Source organism: Alkalibacterium sp. MB6 (assembly GCF_009935905.1).
Taxonomy (GTDB): Bacteria; Bacillota; Bacilli; order Lactobacillales; family Carnobacteriaceae_A; genus Alkalibacterium.
The window spans coordinates 57,715-73,737 of the sequence record NZ_PREX01000002.1 but is presented as its reverse complement, the minus strand read 5'-3'; the positions used below and the strand labels follow the sequence as shown (position 1 = coordinate 73,737).

Annotated in this window: 11 protein-coding genes and 1 pseudogene; all 12 read left to right on the top strand. The window is 39.8% G+C overall.

The window, feature by feature from the left end; genetic code table 11:
• The first annotated feature begins 10 nt into the window (after nucleotides 1-10).
• The 12 genes and pseudogenes from C3945_RS01480 (at nucleotide 11) to grpE (ending at nucleotide 16,016) form a co-directional block, all read left to right on the top strand.
• Nucleotides 11-1,723, top strand: coding sequence for a proline--tRNA ligase (locus tag C3945_RS01480; protein ID WP_161877914.1), 1,713 nt, complete (start codon nucleotides 11-13; stop codon nucleotides 1,721-1,723).
• Between the two features lie 311 nt (nucleotides 1,724-2,034).
• On the top strand, nucleotides 2,035-6,363 hold the full coding sequence (locus C3945_RS01475; protein ID WP_161877913.1) for a PolC-type DNA polymerase III: 4,329 nt from the start codon (nucleotides 2,035-2,037) through the stop codon (nucleotides 6,361-6,363).
• A 154-nt stretch (nucleotides 6,364-6,517) separates the two neighbouring features.
• Nucleotides 6,518-6,988: a ribosome maturation factor RimP gene (gene rimP / locus C3945_RS01470; protein ID WP_161877912.1), complete on the top strand. Its 471-nt coding sequence runs from the start codon at nucleotides 6,518-6,520 to the stop codon at nucleotides 6,986-6,988.
• Between the two features lie 28 nt (nucleotides 6,989-7,016).
• A pseudogene (nusA, locus tag C3945_RS01465) lies at nucleotides 7,017-8,049 on the top strand (transcription termination factor NusA); the annotation flags it as partial.
• A gap of 539 nt (nucleotides 8,050-8,588) precedes the next feature.
• Entirely contained in the window at nucleotides 8,589-8,885 is a 297-nt protein-coding gene (rnpM, locus tag C3945_RS01460) for an RNase P modulator RnpM (protein ID WP_272928071.1), read from the top strand.
• Entirely contained in the window at nucleotides 8,875-9,174 is a 300-nt protein-coding gene (locus C3945_RS01455; RefSeq protein ID WP_161877987.1) for a YlxQ-related RNA-binding protein, read from the top strand. The genes rnpM and C3945_RS01455 overlap by 11 nt, the downstream gene beginning before the upstream one ends.
• Nucleotides 9,175-9,195: 21 nt before the next feature.
• Nucleotides 9,196-11,694 (top strand): translation initiation factor IF-2, encoded by a 2,499-nt coding sequence (gene infB, locus C3945_RS01450; protein ID WP_161877909.1) that lies wholly within the window; start codon nucleotides 9,196-9,198, stop codon nucleotides 11,692-11,694.
• 82 nt (nucleotides 11,695-11,776) lie between these two features.
• On the top strand, nucleotides 11,777-12,142 hold the full coding sequence (gene rbfA, locus C3945_RS01445; protein WP_161877908.1) for a 30S ribosome-binding factor RbfA: 366 nt from the start codon (nucleotides 11,777-11,779) through the stop codon (nucleotides 12,140-12,142).
• A gap of 127 nt (nucleotides 12,143-12,269) precedes the next feature.
• Nucleotides 12,270-13,193 (top strand): tRNA pseudouridine(55) synthase TruB, encoded by a 924-nt coding sequence (gene truB, locus C3945_RS01440; RefSeq protein WP_161877907.1) that lies wholly within the window; start codon nucleotides 12,270-12,272, stop codon nucleotides 13,191-13,193.
• A gap of 3 nt (nucleotides 13,194-13,196) precedes the next feature.
• Nucleotides 13,197-14,159 carry a bifunctional riboflavin kinase/FAD synthetase gene (locus C3945_RS01435; protein ID WP_161877906.1) on the top strand — a complete coding sequence of 321 codons (963 nt, stop codon included), beginning with the start codon at nucleotides 13,197-13,199 and terminating at the stop codon, nucleotides 14,157-14,159.
• 235 nt (nucleotides 14,160-14,394) lie between these two features.
• Nucleotides 14,395-15,423: a heat-inducible transcriptional repressor HrcA gene (hrcA, locus tag C3945_RS01430; RefSeq protein ID WP_161877905.1), complete on the top strand. Its 1,029-nt coding sequence runs from the start codon at nucleotides 14,395-14,397 to the stop codon at nucleotides 15,421-15,423.
• A gap of 20 nt (nucleotides 15,424-15,443) precedes the next feature.
• Nucleotides 15,444-16,016 carry a nucleotide exchange factor GrpE gene (grpE, locus tag C3945_RS01425; protein ID WP_161877904.1) on the top strand — a complete coding sequence of 191 codons (573 nt, stop codon included), beginning with the start codon at nucleotides 15,444-15,446 and terminating at the stop codon, nucleotides 16,014-16,016.
• Nucleotides 16,017-16,023 lie beyond the last annotated feature (7 nt).

Here is a 16,023-nt window from a genome sequence, read left to right as displayed (position 1 = left end):
GGATTTTATAATGAAACAGTCAAGATTATTTGCTCCAACTTTAAGAGATGTACCAAGTGATGCTGAGGTAATCAGTCATCAATTGCTTTTAAGAGCGGGATATATACGCCAGATTTCAGCTGGTATTTATTCTTATTTACCATTAGCTAATAGAGTGCTTGAGAAAGTTAAACAAGTGATTCGTGAAGAAATGGATGCCATCGATGGATCAGAAATGCTACTTCCGGCTCTACTTCCAGCCGACTTATGGAAAGAGTCTGGACGTTATGAAACCTATGGCGAAGACTTAGTTAAACTTCAAGATAGACACGAGCGTGACTTTATTCTTGGTCCAACTCACGAAGAAACCTTTGCGAAATTAATAAGTGAAGACATTAAGTCTTACAAAAAATTACCATTAATGCTGTATCAGTTTCAAACAAAATACCGTGATGAAAAACGCCCTCGCTTTGGTTTAATGCGCGGAAGAGAATTCATCATGAAAGATGCCTATACCTTCCACGACAGTTATGAGAGTTTAGATGAATCTTATGATCAAATTGCTCAAGCCTATGACAAGGCATTTAAACGTCTTGGTTTGAACTTCCGATCCATTATTGGGGACGCAGGAGCGATGGGTGGTAAAGACTCGGTAGAATTTATGGCCTTAGCTGATTCAGGTGAAGATATTGTCGTTTATTCTGACGAAAGTGATTACGCTGCTAACTTGGAAATGGCTTCAAGTCTGTATAAAAAATCACCTCGTACCGGCGTTCAACTAGACCGTAAAGAAGTGGATACACCAGACACAACAACGATTGAAGCAGTCGCAAGCTTTTTAGAGGTCGATAAAAAACAAGTGCTGAAAAGCGTCTTGTATATGGCTGATAAAGAAACACCTGTACTGGCTATTGTTAGAGGTGACCAGGAAGTCAATGACGTTAAACTTAGAATGGCACTATCTGCTGAAGGTGTTGAACCAGCAACAGAAGAGGAGATTAACACCTTATTTAAAACAGCACCTGGCTATGTTGGACCGATTGGCCTTTCAGAAGAGGTGAAAGTCGTAGCCGATTTACAAGTCCACGATGTTGTCAACGCAGTAACAGGAGCGAATAAAGAAGGCAAGCACTTCATCAATGTTAACCCAGGCAAGGACTTTACTGTTGAAGACTATTCAGATATTCGTATGGTTCAAGAAGGAGACCCTTCTCCTGACGGGAAAGGTAACCTCCGTTTCACTAAAGGGATTGAAATAGGTCACATTTTCAAGCTAGGAACACGTTACAGTGATTCGATGAATGCCACTGTTCTTGATAACAATGGTAGACAAATTCCAGTCATTATGGGAAGTTATGGTATTGGTGTCAGCCGTTTACTGTCTGCTATTACAGAACAATATGCAGATGACAAAGGCTTAGTCTGGCCGCGTTCAGTTGCGCCATTCGATATTCACATTGTTCCTGTTCAAGTTAAAAATGAAGAGCAAATGGAGTTGGCCAACCGTTTATATGAAGACTTCAAACAAAAAGGGTTTGACGTTCTTATTGATGACAGAAACGAGCGCCCTGGTGTTAAATTTAAGGATGCTGAATTAATAGGTATACCTGTACGCATTACGGTAGGTAAAAAGGCCGCTGATGGTATTGTAGAAGTGTCCATTCGTAAGACAGGAGAATTAGTCGAAACGAAAGCAGATGATATTCTTCAAACTATTGAAATTTTTACAGGCTCTCATAGCTAAACGTCTATTAAAAAAACAGCTTTGTAGATTTGTAGTGAACACCTATATTAAAATAGGGTAGATTATAACACGACCAATCGTCATTATAGTGTGAAAGGACAACTTTATAAGTGATTTTTCTAACGCCATTGACGTTAAGAAAATGATGATTAAAGTAAGAGCCGGTATAAGGCTGAAAGTCAGTCCACCACCATAATGATGGTTGCTCGTGTTTTGTATTAACAAGACAAGTGGATGACGTTCACATTTGTGAACGAATCAGTTAAACAGATCACACCTGTTAAAGCCTAACTAGAAAGAAGGATTAACCCGTGAGTCTAAATAAAGCAGAATTATTTCAAACCTTACTCAAACAAAGTGATTTTCACCCATCGGATGAAGATAAAGAGTGGTTACATAAGGGTGAAGTTGAGTCAGTAACAGTTTATAAAAACGAAAAATTATGGAAGATAGAATTATCTCTTCCTAATATATTGCCCTTTTCTTTGTATTTGGATTTAAAACGATCCATTCAAAAGGCCTTTCACTCTATTTGCACAGTGGATTTAACCATCGTGACGACAGACCCCGTCGTCACAGAAGAAAAAGTCAGACAGTACTGGAACTATGCTTGTAAAACAAGTGGAGTCGATTCCCCCATTTGCAACAAGGCCTTTGAAGATGGTTACCCTGTCCTTCAGGGAAATCATTATGTCTTTATGATTGATCAGGAATTAACCCTGGGTAAATACGAAAATGATTTCCTTCCGAAGATAACTGAACAGTATGTTAAAGCTGGGTTCCCAGAACGTTTTGTGATTAAACCCTTGGTTGATGCACAAGCCAGCATAGAAAAAGTTAAAGAATTTCAACTTCAAAAAGAAGAAGACGATCAATTACTTGCAGAAGAGTACACCAAGCTAGTTGAGTCGGCCGAAAAGAAAAAAGAACAGCCAGGCTTTAAAAAAGCGAGTGGTCCTATAAAAATTGGCCGACCAATCTCTTCAAGTGAAGAGATGATGCAAATGATTGATATCATAGAAGAAGAACGTCGAGTGACCATAGAAGGATACGTTTTTGATACTGAAATTAGAGATTTACGTTCAGGAAGAAAATTACTCATCTTTAAAATCACAGACTACACCTCTTCATTTACCTGTAAACGATTCTCAAATAATGAACAAGATGAGGAGATCTTTAGTCAACTCAAGACAGGTATGTGGTTAAAAGTGAGAGGTAGCGTTCAAGAAGATAACTTCATGAGAGACTTGGTTATGAACGTTCAAGACATTACTCAAACCTTTCACGAGACTCGAAAAGATTCTTACCCGGCTGATGAAAAACGTGTTGAACTTCATGCCCACAGTAACATGAGTCAAATGGATGCCATTCCTAGTGCAACGTCTTTAGTTGAATTAGCTGCTTCATGGGGACATAAAGCGGTAGCTATAACGGATCACGCTGTCGGCCAATCCTTCCCAGATGCACATGCTGCTGGAGAGAAGCATGGCATTAAGATTATCTACGGTATCGAAGCGAACTTAGTGGATGATGGCGTACCCGTTGCATACAATGAAACGTCTGACCATTTAGGTGACGCCACTTATGTCGTCTTTGACGTGGAGACGACCGGATTGTCTGCCATATACGACAACATTATCGAGTTAGCCGGAGTGAAAATGCACAAAGGAAATGTGATTGAGGAATTCCAAGAGTTTATTGACCCTGGACACCCTTTGTCTGAAACCACGGTACAACTGACAGGAATCACAGATGAGATGGTTAAAGGTTCAAAGACTGAGGAAGAGGTTTTAAAAGCCTTTAAAGAATTTGCAGAAGGAACGATATTAGTCGCTCACAATGCGTCCTTTGACATGGGCTTCTTGAATACAGCCTATAAAAAGCACGACTTGGGTCAATCCAATTTACCTGTTATTGATACATTGGAGTTCTCACGATTTGTTAACCCAACGTTTAAAAGTCACCGTTTAAATACCTTGGCTAAACGGTTTAAGGTTAATCTTGAGCAGCACCACAGAGCTATCTATGACGCTCAAACCACTGGTAATCTCCTTTGGATCTTTGTTAAAAAAGCAAAAGAGGAACACAATATCGAGTATCATAATCAACTGAATAATTTTATGGGACAAGGGGATTCTTATAAACGCTCTAGACCGAGTCATGTGACAATTTGGGCACAGACGCAGGATGGCTTGAAAAACTTATTCAAGTTAATCTCTGGCTCACTCGTTGATTACTTTTACCGTGTGCCTCGTATTCCTCGTTCTTACCTGGAAAAACACAGGGAGGGTCTGTTAGTCGGTTCTGGTTGTGCTAAAGGGGAAGTTTTTGAAGCCATGATGCAAAAAGGCTATGAAGAAGCGAAGAAAGTGGCTGGCTATTATGACTATTTGGAAGTTCAGCCAAAAGAAGCTTACCAGAATTTAATTGATCGTGAACTAGTAAGAAATGAAACTGACTTAGAAGACATCATCACCAACATGATTCAACTTGGAAAAGAGTTGGATAAAAAAGTGATTGCTACAGGGAATGTACACTATTTGAATCCGGAAGATGCTATCTATAGAGACATCTTATTGGAAACTCAAAATTCTCACGATTCCAGATTCAAAAACCCTCCACTTCATTTCAGAACGACTGATGAGATGATGGCTTCCTTTGCTTTCTTAGGTGAAGAGAAGGCTAAAGAATTGGTTATAACGAACCCTAATGACTTGGTTGACCGTATCGAAGACGGCATCTCACCAGTTAAAAAGGATTTATACACACCAAATATGGATGGGGCAGAAGAAGAAATCCGTAAGATGAGTTATGACGAAGCGCATCGTTTATATGGGAACCCATTACCAGAGATTATAGAAGCTCGTTTAGAAAAAGAATTGACGAGTATTATAGGGAACGGCTTTGCTGTTATTTATTTAATCTCCCAAAAACTGGTTCACAAAAGTATAGAAGATGGCTACTTGGTAGGGTCGAGGGGATCGGTAGGTTCAAGCTTCGTCGCTACGATGACTGGTATTACCGAAGTGAATCCTATGCCTCCACATTACCGCTGTAAAGAGTGTCAATTCTCTGAATTCTTTACAGAAGGGGAAGTCGGATCTGGTTTTGATTTACCCGAAAAAGACTGTCCTAAGTGTTCAAGTTCTTTATACCGAGATGGGCATGATATTCCATTTGAAACATTCTTAGGCTTTAAAGGAGATAAAGTTCCCGATATTGATTTAAACTTCTCAGGAGAATACCAAGCAAAAGCGCACCACTATACAAAAGAATTGTTCGGTGAGGACTACGTTTTCCGTGCAGGCACCATTGGTACCATTGCAGACCGAACGGCATTTGGATACGTCAAAGGGTATGAAAGAGATAAACAACTCAATTACCGTGCCGCTGAAGTCGATCGCTTGTCTAAGGGCTTGACTGGGGTCAAACGAACGACAGGGCAGCACCCTGGAGGAATTATTGTTATCCCTGAATACATGGATGTGTATGACTTTACACCCATTCAGTACCCGGCGGATGACCAAGACTCTCAGTGGAAGACTACTCACTTTGATTTCCATTCCATACATGACAATGTGTTGAAACTCGATATACTGGGACATGATGATCCGACAATGATCCGTATGCTTCAAGATTTATCAGGGATTGATCCACTGGACATACCTGCAAATGATCCTGGCGTCATGAAATTATTCAGCGGGACAGATATTCTTGGCGTCACAGAAGAGCAAATCTTTTCAAAAACGGGGACACTTGGAGTACCCGAATTTGGAACGCGTTTTGTAAGGCAGATGCTTGAACAAACGAAACCGACAACTTTTGCAGAATTACTCCAGATTTCTGGATTGTCTCACGGGACGGATGTTTGGTTGGGGAACGCGGAAGAGTTAATTCGTAAATACGATATCCCACTAGCAGAAGTCATTGGGTGTCGTGATGACATCATGGTTTATTTGCAACACAAGGGCTTAGATGATGATATAGCATTTAAGATTATGGAGCACGTTAGAAAAGGCCGAGGCATACCAGATGAATGGCAAGCCATTATGAGAGAGCAGGATGTACCGGAATGGTATATCGATTCGTGTCTAAAAATTAAGTATATGTTCCCTAAAGCTCACGCAACAGCATATGTATTGATGGCTTTACGGGTTGCTTACTTTAAGGTTCACTATCCTCTTTACTATTATGCAGCTTACTTCTCTGTCAGAGCGAGTGACTTTGATTTAGAAGCCATGTGCCAAGGGAAAGACGCCTTGAAAGCGAAGATGAAAGAAATCACTGATAAAGGCATGGATGCATCGACAAAAGAGAAAAATGTCTTGACGGTACTTGAGTTGGCTAACGAGATGGTTGAACGAGGTTTTGAATTTAAGATGGTTGACCTCTATGAATCTGATGCGACAAATTTTACGATCAAGGACAATGCGCTAATCGCTCCTTTTAGAGCTGTACCTTCACTTGGTGGCAACGCTGCTCGCTCAATCGTTGAAGCGAGAAAAGAGAGTCCATTCCTTTCAAAAGAAGATTTAGCACGAAGAGGAAAAGTATCTAAAACTGTCATGGAGTATTTGGATACAAACAATGCGTTACAAGGTTTGCCAGATGAAAACCAACTATCCTTGTTTGATATTTGAGTCATGGCGCTCAAAGTTGCCACAACAGTAGATATATGTTAAACTTGTAGACGAATCAAGTGGATAGACCGTGTAAAGAGTGAGCGAATCCGCTCACTCTTTTTCACAGCCTAAAGCCCCCTGCGACTTGTTACTAGAGAGGAGAGTGTACTGATTGAGTACCGTTGATAAAGTAAGAGCAATATCAGAACCTATTGCTGACGAACTAGGCTACGAATTGGTCGAAGTAGAATATGTAAAAGAGGGAAGAAACTGGTTTTTACGTTTGTATATAGATAAAGAGGATGGCGTGGATTTAGACGATTGTGCTCTATTCAGTGAGCGTTTAGAAGAAGTGCTGGATGCCATACAACCGGATCCAATTCCTCATGCGTATTATTTGGAAGTCTCTTCTCCAGGTGCCGAACGTCCTTTAGTCACAGAAAAGGATTTCGAAAAAGCTGTGGGCAGTTTCATTCATGTTAGACTTCAAGGTGCAATCGAAGGTGAGAGTATCTATGAAGGAACGTTGAAAGAACTGACCGAGGACGAATTGGTTTTGGATATTAAAATCAAAACCCGCAGAAAAGATATACGAATTAAACGCGACATGATCGCTAAAGCCAGATTAGCAGTTGAATTTTAGTTCGAATAAACAATAAGGGAGTAAATAAATGAGTAATGAATTAGCAGCCGCTCTTGATACATTGGAAAAAGAAAAAGGAATCTCTAAAGAGATTGTTATCGATGCACTGGAAGCTGCTCTTGTTTCTGCTTATAAGCGTAATTACGGAACATCACAAAACGTGGAAGTTGTTTTTGATGATAATAAAGGGACCATCACCGTCTTTCAAGTGAAAGAAGTTGTAGAAGATGTTTATGATTCTCAACTTGAAGTGAGTTTAGCTGAAGCGAGAGAAAAGAATAGAGCATACGAAGTGGGTGACCGAATTAAATATGAGGTTACACCTAAAAACTTCGGGCGCATCGCTGCTCAAACGGCTAAACAAGTCATTATGCAGAGAATGAGAGAAGCAGAACGATCAAATATATACAATGAGTATATTGCTTATGAAGATGATTTGATGACGGGTACAGTAGAAAGACAAGACAATAAATTTATCTATGTTAATCTAGGGAAAGTAGAAGCTGTATTATCTAAACGTGATCAAATTGAAAATGAAACATACCAAACTCATGACAGAATTAAAGTTTACGTCAGTAAAGTTGAGAATTCGACTAAAGGCCCACAAGTCTTTGTGAGTCGGACTCATCCTAACTTAATTAAACGTCTATTCGAACAAGAAGTACCAGAGATTTATGATGGAACAGTTGAAATCGTCTCTATCGCCAGAGAAGCAGGAGACCGTTCTAAACTGGCAGTCTCGTCACACGATGAGAACGTGGACCCAGTAGGGACGTGTGTTGGACCAAAAGGGGCTCGTGTGCAGGCGATCGTTAATGAACTTAATGGTGAGAATATGGACATTGTTGAGTGGGATAAAGATCCAGCAACCTACATTAAAAATGCGCTTAATCCAGCCCAAGTAATTGATGTTCAGTTTGATTCCAACCAACATTCTTGTGTCATTGTGGTTCCGGATTATCAATTATCTCTAGCCATAGGTAAACGTGGACAAAACGTTCGATTAGCCGCTAAATTAACCGGCTTTAAAATCGATATCAAATCTGAATCTGATATGAAGGCTCTGGAAGATGAAGCAGAAGAACTGCAAGACGATGATTTTTTCACTGCCTTGAACGAAGGTAACGAAGAAGCAGAACTTGAAGTGGATTCATTAGCAAATGAGTCATCAAGCCTGTTTGAAGATGACGATTCTGTAGAAGTAGAATCTCTCGATGATATTGAAGTCACTGACGCAGAAGATGCGACGGTTTATGCTGAAAGCGAAAGCCAGCTGGATGATCAGCCAGGAGAGCCAGTCATTGAGACTGATTTTGAAGAAGGCCAATTTAATTCAGATGACGTTGAAGACTTAATCGAATTTGCCGAAGAAAGAGACGGCATTGATGAAGAACGAGGCTATAACGCTTCGATGGAAGAAATCGAAGAAGCCACGTTTAATGAAACGGTTGAAGAGGAAACACTAACAGATGGTGGCGAAGGCAATGTGCCATTTTCAGAAACAGAACGATCAACATACCCAGAAAACCAAGAAACAACATTCGACAACGCTGAAGATCTTGGTAAGTAATAAAGAAAAGAGTATTAAGGTGGGAAAATGATGCAGAAGCGTAAAGTGCCAATGAGAAAATGTATAGCTTCTGGCGAAATGAAGCCTAAAAATGATATGGTTCGGATCGTTAGGAACAAAGAAGGAGAAGTTTCCATCGACCCAAGCGGCAAGAAAAATGGAAGAGGGGCGTATATCACTTTAGATGCAGCTCTTGTTCTACAGGCTAAAAACAAGAATCTTATCAACCAAGCCTTGAATGCCAATGTGGAAGATAGCTTCTATGATGAACTGATTGAGTACATCGACTACAGACAAGCGAGATTGGAAATTGAAAATGAACAATAAAGACCGTATACTGAATCTTATAGGATTAGCCCAACGCGCAGGCCGTTTAATTTCGGGAGAAGATTTAGTTCTCCAATCGGTTAGATCAGGTAAAGCGAAATTAGTGTTTATAGCTTCCAATGCAAGCGAAAATGCAACAAAGCAATTTTTGAATAAGTGTGTTTATTATGAGGTTCCTGTAGTCAATCAGTTATCAAGAGAAGAGCTCTCACACGCTTTAGGGAAGGACCGAACAGTATGTGCCGTTACAGATAATGGCTTCGTACAATCCCTTCAAAAATTGCTCTAATATGAACGGGAAGGTGATTATATGAGCAAAAAGAGAGTCTATGAATTCGCTAAAGAAAATAATCTATCGAGTAAGAGAGTGTTGGAGACTGCAAAAGATCTTGGAATAGCGTACAACAGCCATATGTCTTCAATGGAGGCAAATGATGTCACTCGTTTGAAACAAGCAATGACTGCAAAAGCAGATTCCACTTCAAATAAGGTGTCTCAGACCAAGGATGCTAAACCAGCACAATCAGCTCAAGCGGAGACAAAAACGAATACGAAAGCCCAGAATAATAATCAAGATAGCAGTAAGGGGAATAGTCAGTCTAATACAAGTAGACCGACTCAATCAAAACCTGCTACTAACAGACCGAATCAAAACAGAACGAATACGAATAAACCCAAGCAAACTGGTGGAGCTGACACCCAAAATAGACCGAACAAACCAACTCAGTCTAGACAAAGCAATCAGCAAAATTCAAGTGAGAAACCTTCTCATAACAGTAAAGGACAATCGAAAATAAAAAACAATCAAACAAAACCAACTAGTCAGGCTAATAGAAAACCAAAAGCGAGCAAAACTCAAGCACCTCAAGAAACAGCTATCCCTAAACGTACAACAGATGAGCAGCAAATGCAGACGGCAGAAAACAACCGTAGACGTAACTCAAGACAACACAGAGGTATTCACGGAGGACCAGCAGGAGCAAGAAGACGTAAAGGGAAGAGAAATAATCACCAACCCTCTCAAGTTCCAGCAACGCCACGTAAAGAAAGAGAATTACCGAAAGTATTGGAATATACAGATGGCATGACAGTTGCGGAATTGGCTAAAAAGTTGCATAGAGAACCCGCTGAAATCGTGAAGAAATTATTCATGATGGGAGTAGCAGCAACACAAAACCAGTCACTGGATAAAGATACAATTGAACTGTTAGCAGCTGATTATGGTATTGAGACAGAAGAAAAAGTACAAGTAGATTTAACTGACTTTGATACGTTCTTCGAAGCTGAAGTAGTAGAAGAAAACTTGACAACTCGTCCGCCTACTGTAACGATTATGGGACACGTAGACCACGGGAAAACAACGCTTCTAGACTCTTTACGTCAGACTAAAGTGACTGAAGGCGAAGCAGGCGGTATCACTCAGCATATTGGTGCTTATCAAGTAGAAGAAGCGGGCAAGATGATTACTTTCCTTGATACACCTGGACACGCGGCATTTACAACGATGCGTGCTCGTGGAGCGGATATCACAGATATCGCGATTATTGTTGTTGCAGCTGATGATGGTGTGATGCCACAAACAGTTGAAGCCATTAATCACGCTAAAGCAGCTGGCGTGCCTATTATTGTTGCAGTGAACAAAGTAGATAAACCAGATGCTAACCCTGATAGAGTCATGCAAGAATTAACTGAATATGGTCTCATTCCAGAAGATTGGGGTGGAGACACAATCTTTGTTCCTATCTCTGCCTTATTTAAAGAAGGTTTGGATGAGTTACTTGAAATGATCCTATTGGTATCTGAAGTAGAAGAATTTAAAGCTGATCCAAAACGCCTAGCGCTTGGGACAGTTATTGAAGCAAGATTAGATAAAGCTAAAGGACCAATTGCAACATTATTAGTTCAACAAGGTACCCTTCGTCAAGGGGATCCGATTGTAGTGGGTAACACTTACGGTCGTGTGAGAACCATGACGAATGATAAAGGAAGAAGAACGAAAGAAGCCGGACCATCTACTCCAGTAGAAATTACCGGATTAAATGAAACACCGCATGCTGGAGATCGTTTCGTTGTCTTTGAAGATGAGAAGACATCTAGACAAGTTGGAGAATCAAGATCAGCTGTCGCAACAGATGCACAACGTAAAGTAACGAATAAAGTAACCCTTGAAAACTTATTTGAAAGTCTTGAAGAGGGCGAATTAAAAGAAGTGAACGTTATTATTAAAGCTGATGTTCAAGGTTCGGTAGAAGCTTTAGCGTCCAGCTTGCAACAAATCGAAGTAGAAGGCGTTAGAGTAAACATCATCCACACGGGCGTTGGAGCGATTAACGAGAGTGACGTTACCCTTGCCTCCGCAAGTTCTGCCATCATTATTGGCTTTAACGTTAGACCGACTATTCAAGCTAAAGAAAGTGCGGACCGTGAACAAGTAGACATCCGTATGCACCGAGTCATTTATAATGCGATTGATGAAATCGAATCAGCGATGACAGGTATGCTGGACCCTGAATACGAAGAACAAGTAACAGGTCAAGCTTTAGTTAGAGAAACCTTTGTTGTTTCTAAAGTAGGAACCATTGCGGGTTGTTTTGTGACAGATGGAGTTATTAGACGAAGCAGTTCTATCCGTGTTATTAGAAACGGTGTGGTTCGTTATGAAGGCAAATTATCCAGCTTGAAACGATTTAAAGATGACGCAAAAGAAGTTAGAAATGGCTATGAGTGTGGATTGACTATTGAAGGTTATAATGACCTTGAAGAAGATGACGTCATTGAAGCGTATGAAATGGTTGAAATCAAGAGATAATGTGTCAGGCTTTAAGCTTGACCCCCTTTTCTGATAAACTATTAGCTAGACATAAACGATGTAGAAAAGGCAGGTGAATACGATGCCTAAGTACAGAGTAGGTAGAGTATCTCAAGAAATTCAAAAAGAAGTATCAGACATTATTATGAAGCGAGTCCGTGATCCCCGTGTAGACGGTGTGACCATTACAGGAGTGGAAGTAACCGGCGACTTACAACAAGCTCAAGTGTATTACAGTACGCTTGACGAAGATAAAGACGCTATAAAAGACACTCAACTGGGTCTTGAAAAAGCTACTGGCCTTATTCGTAAAGAATTGGGTAGCCGCCTAAGTCTTCATAAAACACCAGAGTTAACGTTTGCAAGAGACGAATCGATTGCTTACGGTAACCGAATTGATACGTTATTGAATCAAATCAGAGATGAAGATCAAAACCTAGACAGTTAAAGTCATTTTAGAACGAGTGTGTCGATTGTCTTAAATTAGAAAGAGGGAATCTTTGTTTTAATAGACATGGATTCTCTCTTCTTTTATTTACATAACAAATCCAATAACCATTAAAGGAGTGAGTGATATGGAAGGTTTGCTTCCAGTTTGGAAAGAAGTAGGAATGACTAGTCATGATGTGGTCTTTAAGCTTAGAAAAATTTTGAAAACCAAAAAAATTGGGCATTCAGGAACCCTCGATCCAGAGGTGGATGGCGTGCTGCCAGTAGCCATTGGTCGGGCGACTAAAGTAGTTGAATACATGATGGAGTCCGAAAAAATATATATAGGCGAAGTGACTCTGGGTTTTGCCACAACGACCGAGGATGCTTCTGGTGAGCGAGTGGAAGAACGTCCCGTACCAAGCAACTTAACTGAAGAAGATATTGATCAGGTGTTACAAAGCTTTCAAGGAGAGATTACCCAAGTCCCGCCTATGTATTCTGCCGTCAAGGTGAACGGAAGACGACTGTATGACTATGCAAGAGCAGGAGAAACTGTCGAACGACCTTCTCGTAAAGTCACCATCGATTCATTTACCCGTACAGGCCCTTTAATATGGAATAAAGAAAAAGAAACAGCTAGCTTTCCATTCCGAGTCGTTTGTAGCAAAGGGACCTATGTGAGAACACTAGCTGTTGATGCAGGAAAGCTGCTCGGTTTCCCTTCTCATATGTCACAATTGACAAGGGAAGCAAGCAGTGGGTTTGACCGAACAGAAGCTTTAACACTAAGTCAAATTGAAGAATTGGCAGAATCTGGTAAAATAGGTGAGAGATTACAGCCATTAGAAAGAGCTTTGGGAGATTTTCCACATATTGAGTTAACAAAAGATTTGTATGATAAAGTTAAAAATGGCTCCCTTCTTGAACGAGCGCTCTATCTATCAGACGAACAAGATAAAGTCGTTTTTTATTATCAAAACCAAGCCGTCGCTATTTATGGCGTTCATCCAAGAAAAGATGGTTTAATCAAACCAGTGAAAGTACTTCGAAATGAATTGAAGGTGTAGACTGTGCAAATAATAAACATTCATCATCCTTATCAAACGGATGACATCTATCCGGATGATATTGTACTCGTCCTAGGCTTCTTTGATGGTATACACAGAGGGCATCAAGAAGTCATTAACAAAGGAATAAAGATTGCAAAAGAAAGAGGCATTAAATGTGCAGTGATGACTTTTAATAGGCATCCCGCTTTTGTTTACCGCCGATTTGACCCTGACACCCACACATATTTGACGCCTCTAGATAGAAAAGAAGATATCATGCGTCGATTAGGGGTAGATATTTTATATGAAGTGGATTTCACAGCACGTTTTGGTAATTTGCCTCCTCAACAGTTCGTAGACGACTACATCGTTGGGTGGCATGCTAAGGTTGTTGTTGCTGGCTTTGATTACACTTATGGTAAAGCAGATAAAGCAAACATGAAGACTCTTCCAGACTATGCCAAAAACCGATTTGAGATAGTGACTGTAGAGAAGAAAGAATTCCAAAATGATAAAATTAGTTCCACTCGTATCAGACGGTATATTAGTGAGGGGAAAGTAGCTGAAGCAAATGAGCTGTTAGGTTATTTGTATGAAATTAGTGGTTTTGTCATTCATGGGGATGCGAGAGGACGGGAGTTAGGTTACCCGACAGCAAACATCTACCCTCATCCTTACATTATGGTTCCTAAGCGCGGCATTTATGCTGTTAAGTTGAAAGTGAATAATGAATGGATTGATGGTATGGCTTCTATTGGTTACAATCCAACATTTGGTCACCGACCAAGCTATTCTATCGAAGTTCATTTGTTTAATTTCAAAGAGGACATTTATGGCGAAGACGTCAGGGTTAAATGGGTGGACTATTTAAGAGATGAGATAAAGTTCAATTCAGCAGACGAACTCATTCAGCGATTAGAACAAGACGAATTGGAGTCAAAAGAAATCTTATCAAATGTAACCTTGAACAAGTTGGATTATTAATAGTCCTACTCTTTTCACCTTCTTTATTGCTAAACCAGCTTAATATAGAAGAAATGATGATAAATCAAAGAAAAATTGACTTTAGTCAAAATTAATCAGACAAAAATATTGACACTCATATCAGTATTTGTTACATTATTAATGGTGTTAGCACTCGTAACTATCGAGTGCTAATTTAATGTAGTATTAGATTGAAGAAATGACCCTGTCTCGTAAGTGCCAAGGAGTGATGCACATGTTGACAAAGAGACAAATGATTATTTTAGACCGATTGATTCGTTTATACACCTCTACGAGCCTTCCAATTGGATCGAAGACACTGCTTGAGGAATCGGAAATCGATGCCAGTTCAGCTACAATTAGAAATGAGCTGAATTATCTGGAACGACTTGGATTTATTCAAAAAACGCATTCGTCGTCTGGAAGGATACCATCTATAAAAGGGTATCGATTTTATATCGACCATTTGGTTAGACCGCAGGAAGTGACGCCAGATAAATTGGATGTCATTAGTCAAATGCTTGGAAACCATGTTGAGGAAATGGATGACATCATGCATCAGTCAGCCAAGTTGTTATCAGAATTGACGAACTATACAGCTATTGTTTTGGGCCCAAAAGCTGACGATACACGGTTAACGGGTTTCAGGTTAGTAGCGTTAAATGATCATCATGTCATGGCAATCATTCAGACAGACTATGGAACAATTGAAAACAAGGTCTTTAAGTTGCCTAAGTCGATTCGAGAATCTGATTTGATAAAAGTAGCGAATATTTTTAACCATCACCTTGTAGGGCTACCTTTAATGGAAGTCACCAGGAAATTGCAAAGAGATATTCCGCTGCTCTTAAGGAAATATGCTTCCAATGCGATTGACATGTTTATCAATTTAGAAACAATTTTTGACGAATCCACTGAGGAAAGGTATCATATATCTGGTAAGTTGAACTTGCTTGATTTCACCGAAAACATGGATCGCCAAAAATTAAAATCTCTATACTCCCTATTGGATAATTCAGTCGGATTAACTCATCTCATTGAGAAGATGAATCAAGATTTCGACGTTAGAATAGGCGATGAAATAAATAATGACTTATTTACAGAATTTAGTTTAGTCACAACCACATATAATGTAAGTAAGTATGGGAAAGGCGTTATCGCTATATTAGGACCAACTAGTATGGCATATGACGAGACTTTTGGAGTGTTGGATGTATTTAGAAAACAACTCACTCATACCCTTTTAAATTACTATTTAGATTAATACAGAAATGAGGAAGTATAGTGAAAGAAAAAGAAGAGCACAACACAAATGAAGAAGTTGAGCCGACGATTCAAGAAGAAGAAGTGTTAGAGGAAATGGATTCAACTAATGAAGAACAGTCTGAAGAGACATCAGAAGTCAATTCAGACGTAGCGACACTCCAAACTGAATTGGATGAACTGTCGGATCGTTATTTACGTTTACAAGCAGAAATGGCTAATATGCGCAGACGCAATCAACGTGAAAAAGAAGATGTCGTGAAGTATAGATCACAATCATTGGCTAAAGAACTATTGCCAGCATTGGATAATTTAGAACGTGCTTTAAGTATTGAAGTTGATACAGAAGCTGGGAAGAATTTGAAAAAAGGAATTGAAATGGTTTATGACAGTTTCTTACAAGCCTTCGCGTCTGAAGGTATTGAGGTCATTAATCCAGTAGGTGAGCCATTTGATCCAAACATCCACGAGGCGTATACACAAGTACCAGCCGAAGGGGATGCAAAGAGCAATACCGTAGCACAAGTCTTTGAAAAAGGATATAAATTAAAAGACCGTGTCTTGCGTGCTGCTAAAGTATCAGTAACACTATAAAAAAAAT

Bases quoted from the DNA above. Each gene is read 5' to 3' on its own strand.
- rbfA (WP_161877908.1), top strand. From the start codon at position 11,777: ATGCCTAAGTACAGAGTAGGTAGAGTATCTCAAGAAATTCAAAAAGAA.
- C3945_RS01480 (WP_161877914.1), top strand. From the start codon at position 11: ATGAAACAGTCAAGATTATTTGCTCCAACTTTAAGAGATGTACCAAGT.
- truB (WP_161877907.1), top strand. From the start codon at position 12,270: ATGGAAGGTTTGCTTCCAGTTTGGAAAGAAGTAGGAATGACTAGTCAT.
- infB (WP_161877909.1), top strand. From the start codon at position 9,196: ATGAGCAAAAAGAGAGTCTATGAATTCGCTAAAGAAAATAATCTATCG.
- hrcA (WP_161877905.1), top strand. From the start codon at position 14,395: ATGTTGACAAAGAGACAAATGATTATTTTAGACCGATTGATTCGTTTA.
- C3945_RS01455 (WP_161877987.1), top strand. From the start codon at position 8,875: ATGAACAATAAAGACCGTATACTGAATCTTATAGGATTAGCCCAACGC.
- rnpM (WP_272928071.1), top strand. From the start codon at position 8,589: ATGCAGAAGCGTAAAGTGCCAATGAGAAAATGTATAGCTTCTGGCGAA.